Source organism: Massilimicrobiota sp. mt181 (assembly GCF_055420065.1).
Map to the genome: position 1 here is coordinate 1 of NZ_JBVAYN010000020.1, position 16,665 is coordinate 16,665.

Consider the following 16,665-nt stretch of genomic DNA (forward strand, 5'->3'; position numbering starts at 1 on the left):
TAGGCAAAAGAAAAGACCTAGAAATTGATGCTTCTAAGTCTAATTACCTTTATATTATGATTTTGCAGTTTCCCATGAATTCATATCTATATTTTTGGTACAATGAACATTATCACCATTTTCTCCACGCCATATAATTACTTTTTGTGGTTGTCCTACTGGAACGCCGAGAACATTTTTTTCAAATATCCTTCAATAAATTCATCAGTCGTACTTGCGTAATGTGTTTCACCACATTTATGATATGATCCTAAGCTTATATCATCGTCAGTACTCATAATTCCATCTGGACCATTAGTATATACTGTAGACCCTGTTATCCCAGTCCAACCGGCATCACATACAAATTTATAAACAGTACCATGATCACCGCATGCTGCAACGTATTCATTGGCTACAAAAAGTTCACTATCCATCGTAGGTTTTACATATTCTCTCATCTATATATCCCTCCTAGTTTTATCTACTTTCTACAAATAAGATTATACTATTCTTATAAATAAAATGCAAACAATTATGAGAAAAATGTGAGAAAATTATGAGAAATTCTTGAGAAAAAATGTATATTTATGAAAAACAGAAAAATTTAATATATTTATTATTATTTTTAAGAAATTGAAATATAGATAAAATTAGCATATAACATATTTTTGTCATATTTTCTGATCAAAAAATAATGACAAAAACATGTCAAAATTAAAAAATAAAGGAGAATAGAATTATGAGTATTAGACAAAGAAAAAGCAAAAAATCCATAACAGGATTTACTTATCAAGTGTATTTTAATTATATTGATTTTTTAACGCAAGAACGTAAAAGTTTTTCTAAAAGTGGATTCAATTCATATGAGGATGCAGAATTATATGAAAAACAAAAAAATTAGAATTGAGTTCTACCCAAAGATATATAAAAAAATATAAGATAACTATTGATCAAGTTTTTCATGAATGGTTAGAACTAGAAGCTATCTTTCATTACCAAGATAATACTATTATTGATTATAAGAATAGATATTATAAACATATTCAAAATAGATTAGGAAATATTTTAATTATGGATGTTGATTATAAAGTATTTCAATCTTATTTTAATGATAATAGTCATATTGGTTTATCAACCAATTATAAATTAAAAGATATCTTAAATGTGATTATGAATTTTGCAATAAAATGTAATTATATTGAGCATAATCCTTTACGTTTAGTTCATATTGTTGGTAAAAGCAATAATAAATCTAAGGATAATCTTGTTTATAAAGATTCAGATTTTCATAAAATCATAAACGAACTTTTAAAAAGGCCATCTGAAAAACGATATGCTTATATCATTGCTTTATATATCGGTAGATATACGGGGTTACGTATATCAGAGGTTTTTGCTTTAGATAAAGATGATTTTGATTTTCAAAATCAATATATTTATGTTTCTAAAAAAATGGTTTATGCTAATAAAACTAGAGATGAATTATTTGTTACTGATAAAATGAAAACAAAGACTTCTGAAGCTGTTTTACCATTTCATAAACATTTACAAGAAATATTATTGAAATGGTTTCAACATCACCCTCATAAACATGTCATTAGTGATCAATATGGAAAATATTTGAATCCAAAACAATTAGAGTATACTTTATGGAAAATATCTAATGACTTAGATATACATTTTCATTTTCATATGTTAAGACATACACTAGCTACTAGATTAGTAAGTAATGGTGCTGAATTAAAAGCTGTACAAGAATTATTACGTCATGCTAATATTACAACAACAATGAATATATATACTCATGTTAATGAAGTAAATAAAAGAAAAGCATTATACAAAGCTTTCCCATTAAAAGCGAAACAAAAATCAATAGTCAATCCTTAATTGTATGGATATATCTTTAAATTCAATATAATAGGGTAATACAAGAATTATTTAATTGAATAAATTTATGATCTAAAAACTAGCCTAGTATAATCTTATTTGTAGAAAGCAGATGAAACTAGGAGGGATATATAGATGAGAGAATACATAAAACCTATGATGGATAGTGAAGTTTTTGCAGCTAATGAATATGTTTCTGCATGCGCTGATACTACTACTTATAATTTTCAGTGTAATGCCCCCGCTGGTACACTTTACTATTATCCTGAAAGTGATGGAAAAATAGATGGTGTTTATGAAGGTAAGGGTAGAGCAGAGAGAATGGGATCTTATACTCCTTGTGGTGATACTCACAGTGCACCTACTACTGGTGATTTTTATGATGGATTTGTAGATAGAAATAGAAATGGAAAGCAAGATTCTGGCGAAGGTGTTATTGTATGGAGAAATTTAGAATGGAGTATATTGGGACCACGTTGGAATGGACATGCTACAACTGAATTGGATATGAATAAATGGAAAAATCATTCTTAATAATTAAATTTTATATTTAAAGTAAATTTGACTTAGAAATATTGATTTCTAGGTCTTTTTAATTCTTTAAAACATAATGTTTAAATTAGACTTGTTCATAATAAAAACTGTGCAATTATGTTATATCACTTTTATTTGCACAGTTTTTATAATTTTTATTAATTAAATGAAAAAGTTAGAATATTTCATTATATTTAAAATATTCATTTAATCTTTTTCTTCCTTTAATCTTTTGTATTCTTCTTCTAAAATTCTATACGATTCTTCAGCATAGTCACACATATATTGTGGTATAGCATCATAACTACCTGCTTCTAATAATGCACATGCACTGCATGTTTGACATAATGGTCTTAAATGACACTGACTACATTTTATATTAAGTCTTATTTTATCCAGTTCATCAACAATTTGTTTCCAAGCTTTATCAAAACCTTCTTCAAATACAGAAATAGATGGTTGACTTAAAATAACACATGGTCTCATTTCTCCTTGCCAATTAATTGTAAATGAACAGTTTCCAGCCATACATGTCACTTTTCTTGGTTCTTCTTCAGGTACAAAGTTTTTAATTTGTTCATATTTCAAGCGTATATATTCTTTATAGTTTTCTTCTCCCATTTCTGTTTTTAACATTCTAAATCTAATTTGTGCTGCTGTAATAGGGTCACATCTTGATTGATATTGATATGGTTTATCACGTTCTCTAGTAGCAGGCATCATATATGTATCAACTCTTACAGGAACATTTAATTCATCCTGTAAAGCAATAATTCTATCCATATCTGGTGCATTAGCTTTAGTCAAACTACTAGCTACTTTCACATCAACGTTATACTTTCTTAATAATTTAATGGCGTTCATTGTTTTTTCAAAACCACCAGGATAATGACATAATTCTGTATAAGCTCTTTCATCTGCACCATATAAAGTAATATTCACTCTTCTAGGTCTATATTTACCTAGAAATTGTGCCATATCTTCATCAATAAGAGTTCCATTTGTGTTAATTGTCAATACAAAACCCAATTCTTTCAAACCTAAATATACTTCTTTAAATTCAGGATAGAGAAAAGGTTCACCACCAGTCAATAATAAAAACAATGTTCCAGATTTTTGCATTTCTTTAGCAACTTCTAGCCATTCTTTAGCTGTACGCATTCTTCCTTTTTGATCCATTTCTTTCTTACTTAAACGCACATAACACATATCACAATTCATATTACATAATGGAAGTAGTTCAATACTTCCATTAATAGGTGATTTATTTAATTTAGCTTTATTAATAAGTCTTTTTTCAACATATAAAGCATCTTCCATTGGATTCATTGATTTATTCCCCTTTAATAATATTTTTTCTAAACAAAATATTATCTTATTTTTTTATTAATGTAAAGTTATATAGTTTGACACAAACAAAAAAAGGAGCTTTGATTGCTCCTATATAACTCATTATGAATGATTTTTCCATTTGTTTATATCTAATTCTGTAGTGGCATGTCTATTAGTAGTAACCCATGGTCCCCATGGTAAGCGATACCCTTCTAACCATATATATACTTCTAATTCATTCCCATTATTATGTTGTTTATCAGGATCAAAATAACCACGTATAAATTCATCAGATGTAGATGCTTTGTGAGTCTCACCACATGCATGATATGAACTTGAAGTATTACTTATACGATTCCAATCCATATCATATAAGCCACCATATCTGCCTCCACCTGCATCACACTTGAAATTATAAGTAGTATTATCAGCACATGCAGAAACATATTCATTAGCTGCAAAAACTTCACTATCCATCATAGGTTTTACGTATTCTCTCATCTATATATCCCTCCTAGTTTTTATCTATTTTCTACAAATAAGATTATACTAGGCTTATTTATGGGAAAGAAAAATCACTAAGAATTAGAGTGTCAAGAACTCATCATTCTTAGTGATTTTTAAGATAAGTTTGGGTTTTCAGAGTTTACACTATAAGCTGTTCCAAAATGATTATATCTTCCAGTTCCGTTTATGTCTCCAGTATACCAATAGACATAATCGCCAGCTGATAAACCACCGGAATGATCGTTATCTACGATTTGTACAATATCACCTTGAGAACCTTTACCATTTTCAAATATTGTTCCATCATCTCTAATAACGGTATGAGAACCACAAGCAGAGCCATGTGCTAAATTATCACCTGTGTATTGAGTTAAACTACTATATTTTTCTAAGAATCCACTAAAGAAATTCCCATTATGTAATATCTTTGCATATGGTTTATTTCCTTGACCAATCTCACATTGTACATTATAGCAGGCACTTACATATTCATTGGCTGTAAATATTTCATAGTTCATTAAAGGTTTAATATATGTCTTCATAAATTGATTCCTCCTTTGATAAAAAATTTTATAAAATAATTGTCTTGATTTGATGTGATGCGATAAAATCACAAAATTTTCCACAAATAATATGTGACTAAATTTTTATATAAGGAGTAAATAAAATAATGAAAAACATGGTGAAATATGATAAACTTTTTTATATAAAAAAGAACATTATTATTGACATATATAAGATTTTTTATATATTATTTCATGAAATATATGTTTTGGATAAAAGGGGAAGTGGATATGTATAATATTGGAGGATTAATAATAGAAATAAATAATCATGATCATATTCCTACACCAAAGAATTTAGAATTATTTCGTGTAGATGCTGATTGCTATGACCATTTATATGATATATATATGATTGATTATATTGAAACTGAAAATGAAAAATTTATTTTAAATAAGAATAATATCAAAATATTTATGCAAGATGAGTTTCATAAAAGATATTTATATTTACCAGGAGATCATAGACCTTATGGCTTATGTTTAAGAATGCATGAAGGTCACACTGTCGTTTATGTTCAAAAAGAATATGTTCAGTTATTTGAAAGTGATACAATATTTGCTTCTATTCTTTCATTAGAAAAGAGAATGTATTTTTTAAATAAATTTATATTACATAGTGCTTATATGCTGCATAATGGTGAAGCCATATTGTTTAGTGCGCCTTCTGGAACAGGTAAATCAACACAAGCTGATTTATGGACAAAGTATCGAGGAACACGTACGATTAATGGAGATCGTACATTGATATCAAAAGAAAACGATCAGTATTTTGCGAATGGTTGGCCAGTGTGTGGATCATCTCGTATTTGTTTTAATGAAACATATCCATTGAAATGTATTGTTTTCTTAAGTCAAGCTAAAGAAAATAAAATAGAAAAATTGGATTATAAAACAAAGGTCAAAAAATTAATCAGTGAATTAACGATTAATTATCATTATGCACCTTTTGTTAATAAAGTCATGGATTTTATAGATGATTTAATTATTCATGTGCCAATTTATCATCTTGAATGCGATATAAGTGAAAATGCTGTTATTTGTTTAGAAAATCAATTAAAAGAGGATAAAATATGGATGCGTTAGACATTGTAAAACAAATGAAGTAAGCTGGGATACTTATAACTTAAAAAATTGCTGAAGTATCAGGCAAAAATAAACTATAAGGATGAGTGTTACATTTTATAGAGAAAGTATATGTAAATTATTTCTAATGAATTTGAATTATGTACTATATTAATGAAATTTTATTGTGGCTAAAACAAATGGAGGGAAAATATGAAGAAGATTAAAGAATTTATTTTAAGGGAAGTTGCAGATGAATATATCTTGATTCCTACCGGTCATACAACAGAAGAATTTAATGGAATTATTACTTTAACGGAAACAGCAGCTTTTATTTATAATCATATAGAAGAAGTCAATTCATTTGAAGAGCTTGTTCAGACGATATTAAAGGAATATGATATAGATGAAGAAACTGCTACTAAGGACGCAGTCATCTTTATTAATCATTTATTACAAACGGGGTTAATTACATTATCTGATCCCCAAAAAAATTGGTAAAAATATAGCAAAGGTCAGAAAAGTTTAAATTTTTCTGACCTTTTCAAATTAAGAAAGTTGTTCTTCTTGAAAAATACGTAAGGCTTCTTTTGAATATTGACACATATATAAAGGTGTATTGTCATCTGTATTCTGGCATAATGGACAAGCATAACATGTTTCACAGTTATTGAAAAGAATGCATTGTCTACATGGAGAAAGCTGTCTTTTTAATTCTGTTTCTTTTACAATCTTTGTCCAGATGGATTGAAAACCAATATTTAAAACATCATATGATGGATAGCGAATAGTAGAGCATGCACTCATCATTCCGTTATAATCAATAAAGAACGCACATTGACCTGCCAGACAGGAATGTTTGTGAATGTTTGACTGATGTTGAAGAACAGATAACTTTTGATTGACAAGTTCTTTAAATGATTCTTCATCCATTTTATTTTTGATCTCTGTGATTTTATAACGAGCAGCTTGAACAGCGGAAATAGATTGAGAAGATATGTTATATTTCGCTGTTTGAAATGGTATTTGAAGCTGTTGGCTTATATTTCTAATTTGTCTTGTTTCATATTCTGATGAACAATCAGAATGATTTGAAATGATGACGTTGATACCATATTTCTTTAAGAGATATAATCCATTTATCGCTTTTTGGAAGGCTGTCTCATTATGAAAATATCGTTGATAATGTGCCTGATTTGAACCATATAATGTCACATTGACACATTTAGGTTTGTGTTTTCCAAGAAATAATGCTATTTCTTCATCAATAAGAATAGCATTGGTATGAATAGTTAAGACCATTCCTAGGTTTTTTAATGCTAAATAAAGATCTTGAAATTGAGGATATAGTAATGGTTCGCCAGAAAGTTCTAGAAATAATACTTGATTGTTTTGCATTTCTTTAGCAATCTTTAACCATTCTTCTAGTGAACATAAATTTTGCTTACTACATTGTAATACATATTGACTTTCTGGAGGTGTTAAAGATAATTCACCTGTAATAGGTATGTTTTTTAACTGAGCTTTTTTAATTAATCTGTCTACAATAAACTTTTTGTCCATGTCTTCTTTTTTTGAAATATCTAAAATAGATCATTCCAATTCTCCTTTCATCATAATCGTTATTGTTGGATAAGTCTTTGAACATACATGTCTTCTTTAGTGTATAAAAACAGATGATATATCCATTTTATGTCTTATATAAGACATCCGACATTGTCAAAAACTTACACTACGCTTTTTAGAAAGATTCGAATACATGTGCAAAAAAATGACAAGAGCTTTTCTTGTCTTTAAAGTTTTATGTTTGAAATAGATATCTTTATTCATGAAAAGATAGATTTTGTCATCATAACTTAAAAACTTATTGGCAAGGATTCTTTTGCATTGATTAAAGAATATCCAACACATATAGTCAATATTAACTAATTAATAATGACTATGAAGAAAATATTTCTTCTATCATTGATATTACTCTATTTATGAGAGGAAGTAAAGCAATATAATATTTTTGTTATGTTCACATATAAAATTCATGATTATGTTGCATTCAAAAATAAATCACTTTATAATGTAAATAATTTGACTGGGGTGGAATTATGGAATCAATCAGAATGATTATTGAAAAAATCAAAGATGGTAGTATTAAAGAAATGTGGGAAGAATTTAAATGGATGTTTTCCTATGGTAAAAGATATAAAAAGGAAATAGTTTTTTATACTATTTTAGGTGTTTTCTCAACAATTATGTCATTGATTAGTTCAGTTGCCAGTAAAGAATTGATTAATATTGTGACAGGAATTCAAACAAATAGGGCCGTAGAGATGGCTGTGTTAATGGTTTCCATGTCATTGTTTAGCTTGTTTTTTTCGCAAGCTATGTCACGTATAACATTAAAAATAAGTATACGTATTCAAAATGAAATTCAAGCTGATATTTTTGATCAGATCATTAAGGTCAATTGGATGGATTTATCTCGTTATCATAGTGGTGATATTTTGAATCGTTTTAGCAGTGATATTGGAATGGTTGCTAATAGTGCCATAGGTTGGGTACCTAATTTGATAGTCAATCTTTTTAATTTTATTGCGACATTGGGATTGATTTTATATTATGATCCAACAATGATGTTACTTGCCTTAGTGAATGCACCAATTATGTTATTTTCTTCTAAGATATTATTATCACGTATGCGTGATTATAATATGAAAGTGAAAGAAATGAATAGTGAAATGATGTCTTTTGAATCTGAAACTTTTAGTAATATAGATTCTATTAAATCTTTTAATCTTGTTACGTTATTTAGTGATAAATTGAAAAAGTTTCAAGAACGATACAAAGTCGTTAATTTGGATTATAATCTTTTTAGTATTAAAACGAATTTGGTTTTATCTTTGATTGGAATGGTCATAGAATTTTCATTTTATGGTTGGGCAGTTTATAGATTATGGGCTGGAGCTATAAATTATGGAGAAATGACATTATTTTTGCAACAGTCAGGACGCTTATCTTCAGCTTTTAGTTCTGTAGTTGGGATTATACCTTCTACAATAAGTGCAACAATTTCCGCAGCACGTATTATGGAACTGATTCGTTTGCCTAAAGAAGAAGAAAATATAGAAACGATAGACTATTTAGAAGAAATTAGTGAAAATGGTTTTTCGATTGAAATCAGAGATGTATGTTTTTCTTATGTAGAAAATAAAAAAGTATTGGTATCATCTTCTATGAGTGCACATCCAGGAGAAATTATTGCATTGGTTGGACCTAGTGGTGAAGGGAAAACAACAATGATTAGAATGTTTTTGGGATTAATCTTACCACAAGATGGTGAAGCAGTTTTAAAAGATTATCAGGGTCATGAATATCAGTTAGGAGCTTCTACAAGACATTTATTTGCTTATGTGCCACAAGGAAATACTATTTTTTCTGGAACAATTGCAGATAACTTGAGAATGGTGAAAGAGGATGCTACAGATGAGGAAATTATTCAGGCATTAGAATCAGCGTGTGCTTATTCATTTGTCAAAAATTTAGATAAAGGAATCAATAGTGAAATTGGTGCTAGAGGTAAAGGTTTATCAGAAGGACAGGCACAAAGAATTGCTATTGCACGTGCTATTTTAAGAGATGCACCGATTCTTTTATTAGATGAAGCAACAAGTGCTTTAGATGTTGAAACTGAAAGAAAGGTATTACATAATATTATTTTAAATCATCCACATAAAACATGTATTGTGACAACACATAGGCCAAGTGTTTTAAACATGTGTCAAAGGGTTTATCGTGTTATGGATACACATTTAACTCAATTGACTGAAGAAGAATCAGCAAAAATGGCAATTGATTTTTAAGGATATGGCTAGTTAAATTGTTTTTTGAATATAAGATATGTTATAATGCAATAGATAGATTATAGAATGGAGTGACAAAATGATTGATATTCATTCTCATATATTGCCAATGGTAGATGATGGATCGCAATCAGTTGAAGATTCATTGATGATGCTCATCAATGCATATGAAGATGGAACTGATGAGATTGTTTTAACACCTCATCTGGCATATGAATATGGATTTGAAAATCCATATTCATATATAAAAAATTTATTTGAAGATTTTCAAAATATTGTTAAACAAGAACATATACCAATTCAATTATATTTAGGAACGGAATTTTTAATGAGTTCACCTGATGTTTTTTTAGAACATCTTGAAGATATTACACATATGAATCATACACAATATATTTTAATGGAATTCTTTTTTGATGTTGATGACAAGACTATTTTAGATGCTATTGATGTTGTAACAGTCAATAATCTTATTCCAATTATTGCTCATCCTGAAAGATATGAAACAGTTCAAGTTTCTTCACATCTCCCTTGGGATATGATTAACCATGGAGCATTGTTACAAATGAATAAAGGAAGTATTTTTGGGAAATATGGGAGTATGGCTAGAGATATTGCACTTGAGATGTTAGAAGCCCATCAATACCATTTTGTAGGAAGTGATGCGCATGGTTTGCAAAGAAGAACCTCTTTAATGTATGATTCTTATTGTTTTGTAAGAGACTATTATGGCCAAGATTATGCTGATAAAATTTTTAAAGAGAATGCAAAGAAAATGTTAAAAGATGTGGATATAAGAAAGAGGGGTACCAATGAATAAAACAATAAAATTTCTTCTTGTCATTGCCTGTTTAATCATTGTATATGGAGCTTTTTTAATGTTTAGCGAGAGAAACTTGGATACAGGGACGGCACCTGAATTGCAAGTGCCAGAAAGTGTTTTGAAAATAAGTGTTGAAGATGAAGAAGATGATTTATTAAAAGGAGTCAAGGCATCAGATGCTGAAGATGGAGATATTACATCAAAAGTTTTTATAGAGAATATATCTACATTTGATGAGAATCAGCAACGTACAGTGACATATGCTGTTTTTGATGAAGATGATAATATTACACGAGCAACACGACAAATAACTTATACGGATTATGAAGCTCCGGAAATTAATATAAAAAAAGCATTATTTATTTATTATTTAGATTCAACAGAACAACTTAAAGATTATGTCAGTGCTAGTAGTGTGGTTGATGGAGATTTATCTTCTCAGATTTCTGTTGAGAGTAGTGCATATAATCAGGATGATGAATTTTATGTAACTTATTCAGTTACAGATAGCTGTGGGACAACAACAACTTTTAAGACGAAAGCAACTTGGTTGAATTATGAACCAAATATTGATATTCAGTTAAGTGATTATTTAATTAGAGTTAAAAAGGGAGAAACAATTTATCCAAGAAGCTATATTGAAAAAATTGAGGACTTAGGTGTAGAAAATGATTATTTAAAAAGTGATGTCGAAATTACCGATAATTATGATTCAAGTAAAGAAGGAACTTATGAATTTATTTATCGTATTAACAGAAGTAATGGTGACTATGGAATTACAAGACTTGTTGTTATTGTAGAGTAGGAGGGGAGAAAATGAATCAATCAAATCAAAATCAAGATATCGTTTTAAGATTAACATGCGTTTTTTCTTCTCTTTTGAAAAAATGGAAATGGTTTATAGTTTGTATTATTATATTTGGGATGGCATTAGATATGTATAGAACATTCACATATCAACCTCAATATGTTTCATCTGTCACAGCAACTTTGAGTTCAGAAACAAATACATATTCTCAATTAGAAGAAGTTCGAAATTATATAAAAACACTTGATTATATTTTTAATGGGCAAGTTGTGAAAAATTATGTTCAAGAACAAATGCAGGTTGATGATTTAGATATGCATTGTACAGTTACGAGTCAAAATAATACAAATATTATTAATATTCAGGTATCTTCTCATAAAAGACAAACATCTTACTATGCATTAGATGCTATTATTTCCTGGTATCAGCAAAATGTTAATAAATATCGTTTTTCTTATGAATTAGATATTTTGGAACAATCAACTATTAATGAGATGCCAGTGAATACCAATCATCATATTCGTAATTTTGTTCAGGGAGCTGTGTTTAGTGGTGCTATATTTATTGTTGTTTTTTGTGTGCTGGCTTATTTTAGACGCACAATCAAAACACCAAAAGATATTGAAAAATATATTGATTGTCGTTTGTTTGCAAAAATTCCTAAAGAACATAAACCACGCCAAAAAAAGTTTTGGAAACGTAATAAACAAGCGATACTGATTACTTCTTTAAAAACGAGTTTCAAATATAAGGAGTCTATAAAAAAATTACGTAGTCGCGTAGAAGCTTCATGTCAAAAACATGGATATCAGACATTGATGATAACAAGTTCATTAGAAAATGAAGGAAAATCATCTATTGCTGCTAATTTAGCATTAGCTTTAGCTGCTAATGATCATAAGGTATTGATTATTGATTGTGATTTGAGAAAACCATCTTTACATAAGATTTTTCATCTTACAACACAACGCAATATTAATCAATATTTAAATGGTGAAAGTCAATGGGAAAAACAGGTTCAATATTTAAATAAGAATGAATTGTTTGTTTTATGTGCAATGCAGGATTTATCTCATGCGGAAGATTTACTTCAATCTGAACGTATGAAACAGCTTATTGAAAGTGCAAAGAAAGAATTTGATTTTGTTATTATTGATACATCACCTGTATTAGGATTAAATGATTCACTTATTATGACCGAGATGGTTGATGCATCTTTATTGGTTGTGAAACAAAATGTCGCCACAGATTATTTAATTAATGATATGATTAACAGATTAGTTTCGATGAAAAATAATCTTATTGGATGTATTTATAATGCGAGTGTAATTGATTTAAGAAAATCAAATAAGGTCTATGGTTATCGTTATGGATATAATCAATATAGACGACAAGATAAGAGGTGAGATGAATGAAAGATAATAATGAAGATAAAATTGATTTAACACAGTATTTTGATCGTTTTTATATTTCTTTAATGAAGTTGAAAAAAAGATTAATATTGATTGTTGTTATATGTTTTCTTTTATTAGAGGTAAGAACTGTCTTTTTCTTTGATACAGTTTACAGCTCTAGTGCTGTTTTTATTGCCTATCAAAATGAACAAACAAATGTTTTTTCACAAAGTGATGATAATGATGATCTTCTCACAACTTTTAGTAACTTGTTAACAGGGAGTATGATGCAAAAAATTATTTGTAATGAATTGAATGTTTCATCAGTACCTGGACAAATATCTTTGTCACGTATTACAGATACAAATCTCATAGAATTAAAAGTGACATCGCCACAAGCACAGGATGCATATGATACTATTAATTGTATTATTAATAATTATAGTCAAGTTACAGAGATTGTTATGAGTGATGTTTCTTTAGCAATATTGGATACACCACAATTAGCAAGCGAGCCTGATGCTTATCCTGATTATTTAAGAAGTGGTATTTATGGAATTATATTGGGAATTATTATAAGTTTTATGATAACTCTTCTATATACATTGCTACGTCATACTATTTTAAATGAAAAAGATATTAAAAAATATTTGCATTTAGAAAGTGTTGCGAAAGTTCCTTATGTCCCATCTTCTAAAAAATATGGAAGACAACAAAACTTGTTGTTATCTAATCCTCGAATTCAATATCAGTTTAAGCAATCATTTTCTGATATTAGATTAAAAATTGAGCAGACACATAAAAAAAGTGGAATTCAAGTTATTATGGTTTCAAGCACTATGCCTAATGAAGGAAAAACGATTACCGCCGTTAATACTGCTCTTGCATTAGCTGATAAGAAATATAAAGTTGCTTTAGTTGATTTGGATTTAAGAAATCCATCTATATATCAGATGGTAAAAGGACAAAATATTAGTGGTAATATTATTGATTACTTAAAAAATAATTTTTTATATGAGGAAATTATTAATCGATTCAATGGCTATTCTTTAGATATTATTTATGGTGTTCAATCTTCTCAGGAAGCAACTGAGTTGTTATCAAAAGATAAAATGCAAGAACTGATTGATAAATTAAAAAGTGAGTATGATTATGTTATTTTGGATGTCCCACCATTATATATGATGGAAGATGCACTATTGGTATCACAATATTGTGACACTGCACTCATTGTTATAAAACAAGATTATGTCAACAGTTTTGATATAGCCGATGCTTTAGAAGAATTAAACGAACGAATTCCATCTATTTTGGGGGTTGTCATTAATCAAGTTAAACCAACATTATTTGGACAAAATAGTCATTATGGCTATGGTTATGGTTATGGCTATGGATACGGATATGGTTATGGAAAAAAATAAAATCATTGATAGAGTTTAAAATAGTTATCTCCTATGGTAACTATTTTTTATTTGTATATATCATGCTTTATAAGCATTAAATTTATTTATTATAGGTATTAGACATTATAAATGAGTGGATTATATAATAGAGATGAAGAAGGAGGAGAGAGCATGTTATTTTCAAATCAGGATTTAAAAAAACTGATCATTCCATTAATTATTGAACAGGTTTTAATGATGATTGTAGGGATGGCGGATACAATGATGGTATCCTATGTAGGGGAAGCAGCTATTTCTGGTGTGGGTTTAGTAGATATGGTGAATAATTTGATTATCACTGTTTTATCAGCTATTGCGACTGGTGGAGCTGTCATTGTTTCACAATATATTGGAAGTCAAAATAAGAAAAATGCAATTTTTGCTTCAGGGCAGTTGATGACCATCACTGTTATTATTTCCATGATCATTATGATTGTTTGCCTTGTTTTTCGTCAAAGCATTTTAAGTCTTTTCTTTGGTTCTATTGATGCCGATGTTATGCAAGCCAGTTTGACATATTTCTTTATTACAGCTTTATCATTTCCATTTCTGGGAATCTATAATTCCGCATCGGCCATGTTTCGGTCTATTGGAAAAACACAAATGATTATGTATTTATCATTACTTATGAATATCATTAATATTATTGGAAATTATTTAGGTGTTTTTGTTTTTCATGCTGGTGTAGCAGGTGTGGCAGTTCCAACGCTTGTTTCTAGAATAGTCGTTGCTGTGATGATTTTTGTTTCTTCATTAAATAGACGTCATAGTGTGTATATCAAAATCAAAGATATCTTTTCTTTTGATGTTACGATGATTAAAAAGATTCTTCATATTGCAGTACCTAATGGTATTGAAAATGGTTTATTTACTTTAGGGAGAGTTCTGGTAACGAGTATTGTGGCTTTATTTGGAACGAGTCAGATAGCTGTCAATAGTGTAGCTGGAAGCATTGATCAGATTGCAGTTGTGGTTGTGAATGCAATGAATTTGGCGATTGTGACGATTGTCGGTCAATGTGTTGGAGCCAATCAATATCAGCAAGCAAAACATTATTTGAAAAAACTCATGAAAATTTCTTATCTAGCAACAGCTTTGATAGGTGGAATTGTTATTGTTTTATTACCATGGATTTTAGATTTATATACACTTTCCATTGAAGCACGACAATTGACTTATATTTTGGTTATTATGCATAATGTCATGGCTTTTGCTTTACATCCAACTGCTTTTGTTTTACCTAATGGTTTAAGAGCAGCAGGAGATGTTCATTATTCTATGTATATTGGTATTTTTTCAATGATTACTTTTCGCTTAGGATCAGCATTCTTATTTGGTGTTATTTTGAATATGGGAATTATTGGTGTATGGATGGCAATGGGGATGGAGTGGTTATGTCGTTCATTATGTTTTGTCATAAGATTTGTCAAAGGAAAATGGCAGGAATATCGCGTTGCCTAAAATCATGATATAATAAAAATGATGAGAAATAAGGAGTGAGAAAATATGGAAATTAGAGTTTTGAAGTATTTTCTGGCTGTTGCTAGAGAAGGGAATATTACACGAGCTGCTGAAATCTTACATATCACACAGCCGACTTTAAGTCGACAGTTAATGCAATTAGAAGATGAATTAGGAACAGCTTTATTTATTAGAGGAAAGAGAAAAGTTTTATTAACGGAAACAGGAATGCTTTTAAAAAGAAGAGCAGAAGAAATTATTGATCTGTCAGAAAAAACAGAATTGGAAATAGGGAATCAGACACATGAAGTGACTGGTGAAATTGTCTTGGCCTGTGGAATTACTGAAGCCACAAAGACGATGGGAAAATATATGAAAGAATTTAAATCATTATATCCACAGGTGACTTTCCGTATTCGTAATGGTAATAGTGATGTGATTGCTGAATCAATTGAAAATGGATTGGTAGATATTGGTTTTGTTTTAGAACCAATGAATTTAGAGAAGTTTGATTTTTTGAGATTAAACCAACCAGAAATATGGGGGATTCTGATAAAAAAAGATTCATCTCTGGCTCAAAAAGACTATGTTGAAGTTTCTGATTTGAAAAATCTTCCTTTAATCAATACGTCTCGTTTAGAAACACAAAATCAGTTTAAAGAATGGATTGGAGAAGAACAGTACCAGCAGCTTCATTTTGTAGCTGTTTCAGAATTGACAACAACAGCCTCTATTCTAGTATCCAATGATATTGGATCGGCTATTGTCATTCAAGGATCCTATCATTATGTAGCTGATGATGATTTATGCTTTAGACCACTTTTCCCACAACTCACAACGAAATCTTTAATTATCTGGAAAAAATATCAGTCAATGAGTTTTACAGTATCAAAATTTATTGATTTTTTAAATAAGAAAATCAAAGAGGAACAGTAAAAAGTCTTATTTAAAGAGACTTTTTTTAATGCTTATGAAGCATAAGTGGTATGTTGACGAAGTATTAGATATAAAGA

General features: G+C 29.1%; 17 protein-coding genes. 12 read left to right on the forward strand and 5 right to left on the reverse strand.

Annotated features, from left to right (window positions below):
* Window positions 1-155: 155 nt before the first annotated feature.
* Entirely contained in the window at window positions 156-440 is a 285-nt protein-coding gene (locus ACZYT4_RS10685) for a hypothetical protein (RefSeq protein WP_463785522.1), read from the reverse strand.
* 281 nt (window positions 441-721) lie between these two features.
* Here ACZYT4_RS10685 and ACZYT4_RS10690 point away from each other — a divergent pair, with 281 nt between their 5' ends.
* From ACZYT4_RS10690 to ACZYT4_RS10700, 3 genes are all read left to right on the forward strand, one after another.
* Entirely contained in the window at window positions 722-883 is a 162-nt protein-coding gene (locus tag ACZYT4_RS10690; protein ID WP_463785525.1) for a hypothetical protein, read from the forward strand.
* A 170-nt stretch (window positions 884-1,053) separates the two neighbouring features.
* Entirely contained in the window at window positions 1,054-1,869 is an 816-nt protein-coding gene (locus ACZYT4_RS10695; protein WP_463785527.1) for a site-specific integrase, read from the forward strand.
* Window positions 1,870-2,004: 135 nt separating this feature from the next.
* Window positions 2,005-2,403 carry a hypothetical protein gene (locus tag ACZYT4_RS10700; RefSeq protein ID WP_463785529.1) on the forward strand — a complete coding sequence of 133 codons (399 nt, stop codon included), beginning with the start codon at window positions 2,005-2,007 and terminating at the stop codon, window positions 2,401-2,403.
* A 207-nt stretch (window positions 2,404-2,610) separates the two neighbouring features.
* Here the strand turns inward: ACZYT4_RS10700 and ACZYT4_RS10705 are convergent, their stop codons facing one another.
* The 3 genes from ACZYT4_RS10705 to ACZYT4_RS10715 all read right to left on the reverse strand — a co-directional run bounded on the left by ACZYT4_RS10705 (window position 2,611) and on the right by ACZYT4_RS10715 (window position 4,784).
* Window positions 2,611-3,732 (reverse strand): radical SAM protein, encoded by a 1,122-nt coding sequence (locus tag ACZYT4_RS10705; RefSeq protein WP_463785532.1) that lies wholly within the window; start codon window positions 3,730-3,732, stop codon window positions 2,611-2,613.
* Between the two features lie 123 nt (window positions 3,733-3,855).
* Window positions 3,856-4,236 carry a hypothetical protein gene (locus ACZYT4_RS10710; protein ID WP_463785534.1) on the reverse strand — a complete coding sequence of 127 codons (381 nt, stop codon included), beginning with the start codon at window positions 4,234-4,236 and terminating at the stop codon, window positions 3,856-3,858.
* Between the two features lie 119 nt (window positions 4,237-4,355).
* Window positions 4,356-4,784 carry a hypothetical protein gene (locus tag ACZYT4_RS10715; RefSeq protein ID WP_463785536.1) on the reverse strand — a complete coding sequence of 143 codons (429 nt, stop codon included), beginning with the start codon at window positions 4,782-4,784 and terminating at the stop codon, window positions 4,356-4,358.
* A 252-nt stretch (window positions 4,785-5,036) separates the two neighbouring features.
* On the opposite strand from ACZYT4_RS10715, the gene ACZYT4_RS10720 reads away from it, so the two are divergent.
* On the forward strand, window positions 5,037-5,891 hold the full coding sequence (locus tag ACZYT4_RS10720; protein ID WP_463785539.1) for a hypothetical protein: 855 nt from the start codon (window positions 5,037-5,039) through the stop codon (window positions 5,889-5,891).
* 192 nt (window positions 5,892-6,083) lie between these two features.
* Window positions 6,084-6,371: a PqqD family protein gene (locus tag ACZYT4_RS10725; protein WP_463785542.1), complete on the forward strand. Its 288-nt coding sequence runs from the start codon at window positions 6,084-6,086 to the stop codon at window positions 6,369-6,371.
* A 48-nt stretch (window positions 6,372-6,419) separates the two neighbouring features.
* Here the strand turns inward: ACZYT4_RS10725 and ACZYT4_RS10730 are convergent, their stop codons facing one another.
* On the reverse strand, window positions 6,420-7,433 hold the full coding sequence (locus tag ACZYT4_RS10730; RefSeq protein WP_463785545.1) for a radical SAM protein: 1,014 nt from the start codon (window positions 7,431-7,433) through the stop codon (window positions 6,420-6,422).
* A gap of 536 nt (window positions 7,434-7,969) precedes the next feature.
* Between ACZYT4_RS10730 and ACZYT4_RS10735 the strand changes: the two genes are divergently transcribed.
* The 7 genes from ACZYT4_RS10735 (at window position 7,970) to ACZYT4_RS10765 (ending at window position 16,588) form a co-directional block, all read left to right on the forward strand.
* A complete protein-coding gene (locus ACZYT4_RS10735) occupies window positions 7,970-9,724 on the forward strand; it encodes an ABC transporter ATP-binding protein (protein WP_463785547.1) in 1,755 nt (584 codons plus the stop codon).
* A 79-nt stretch (window positions 9,725-9,803) separates the two neighbouring features.
* Complete coding sequence (locus ACZYT4_RS10740; protein ID WP_463785549.1) at window positions 9,804-10,544, forward strand: tyrosine-protein phosphatase; 741 nt, start codon at window positions 9,804-9,806, stop codon at window positions 10,542-10,544.
* The gene (locus tag ACZYT4_RS10745; protein ID WP_463785551.1) at window positions 10,537-11,352 is read left to right on the forward strand and encodes a hypothetical protein; all 816 of its coding nucleotides are present in this window, start codon (window positions 10,537-10,539) and stop codon (window positions 11,350-11,352) included. The genes ACZYT4_RS10740 and ACZYT4_RS10745 overlap by 8 nt, the downstream gene beginning before the upstream one ends.
* Before the next feature lie 11 nt (window positions 11,353-11,363).
* Window positions 11,364-12,761, forward strand: coding sequence for a tyrosine-protein kinase domain-containing protein (locus ACZYT4_RS10750; RefSeq protein ID WP_463785553.1), 1,398 nt, complete (start codon window positions 11,364-11,366; stop codon window positions 12,759-12,761).
* A 5-nt stretch (window positions 12,762-12,766) separates the two neighbouring features.
* Window positions 12,767-14,170, forward strand: a complete 1,404-nt coding sequence (locus ACZYT4_RS10755; RefSeq protein WP_463785555.1) for a polysaccharide biosynthesis tyrosine autokinase — start codon at window positions 12,767-12,769, stop codon at window positions 14,168-14,170.
* A 153-nt stretch (window positions 14,171-14,323) separates the two neighbouring features.
* Window positions 14,324-15,652 carry an MATE family efflux transporter gene (locus tag ACZYT4_RS10760; protein ID WP_463785557.1) on the forward strand — a complete coding sequence of 443 codons (1,329 nt, stop codon included), beginning with the start codon at window positions 14,324-14,326 and terminating at the stop codon, window positions 15,650-15,652.
* A 45-nt stretch (window positions 15,653-15,697) separates the two neighbouring features.
* Window positions 15,698-16,588 carry a LysR family transcriptional regulator gene (locus ACZYT4_RS10765; protein ID WP_463785559.1) on the forward strand — a complete coding sequence of 297 codons (891 nt, stop codon included), beginning with the start codon at window positions 15,698-15,700 and terminating at the stop codon, window positions 16,586-16,588.
* Window positions 16,589-16,665 lie beyond the last annotated feature (77 nt).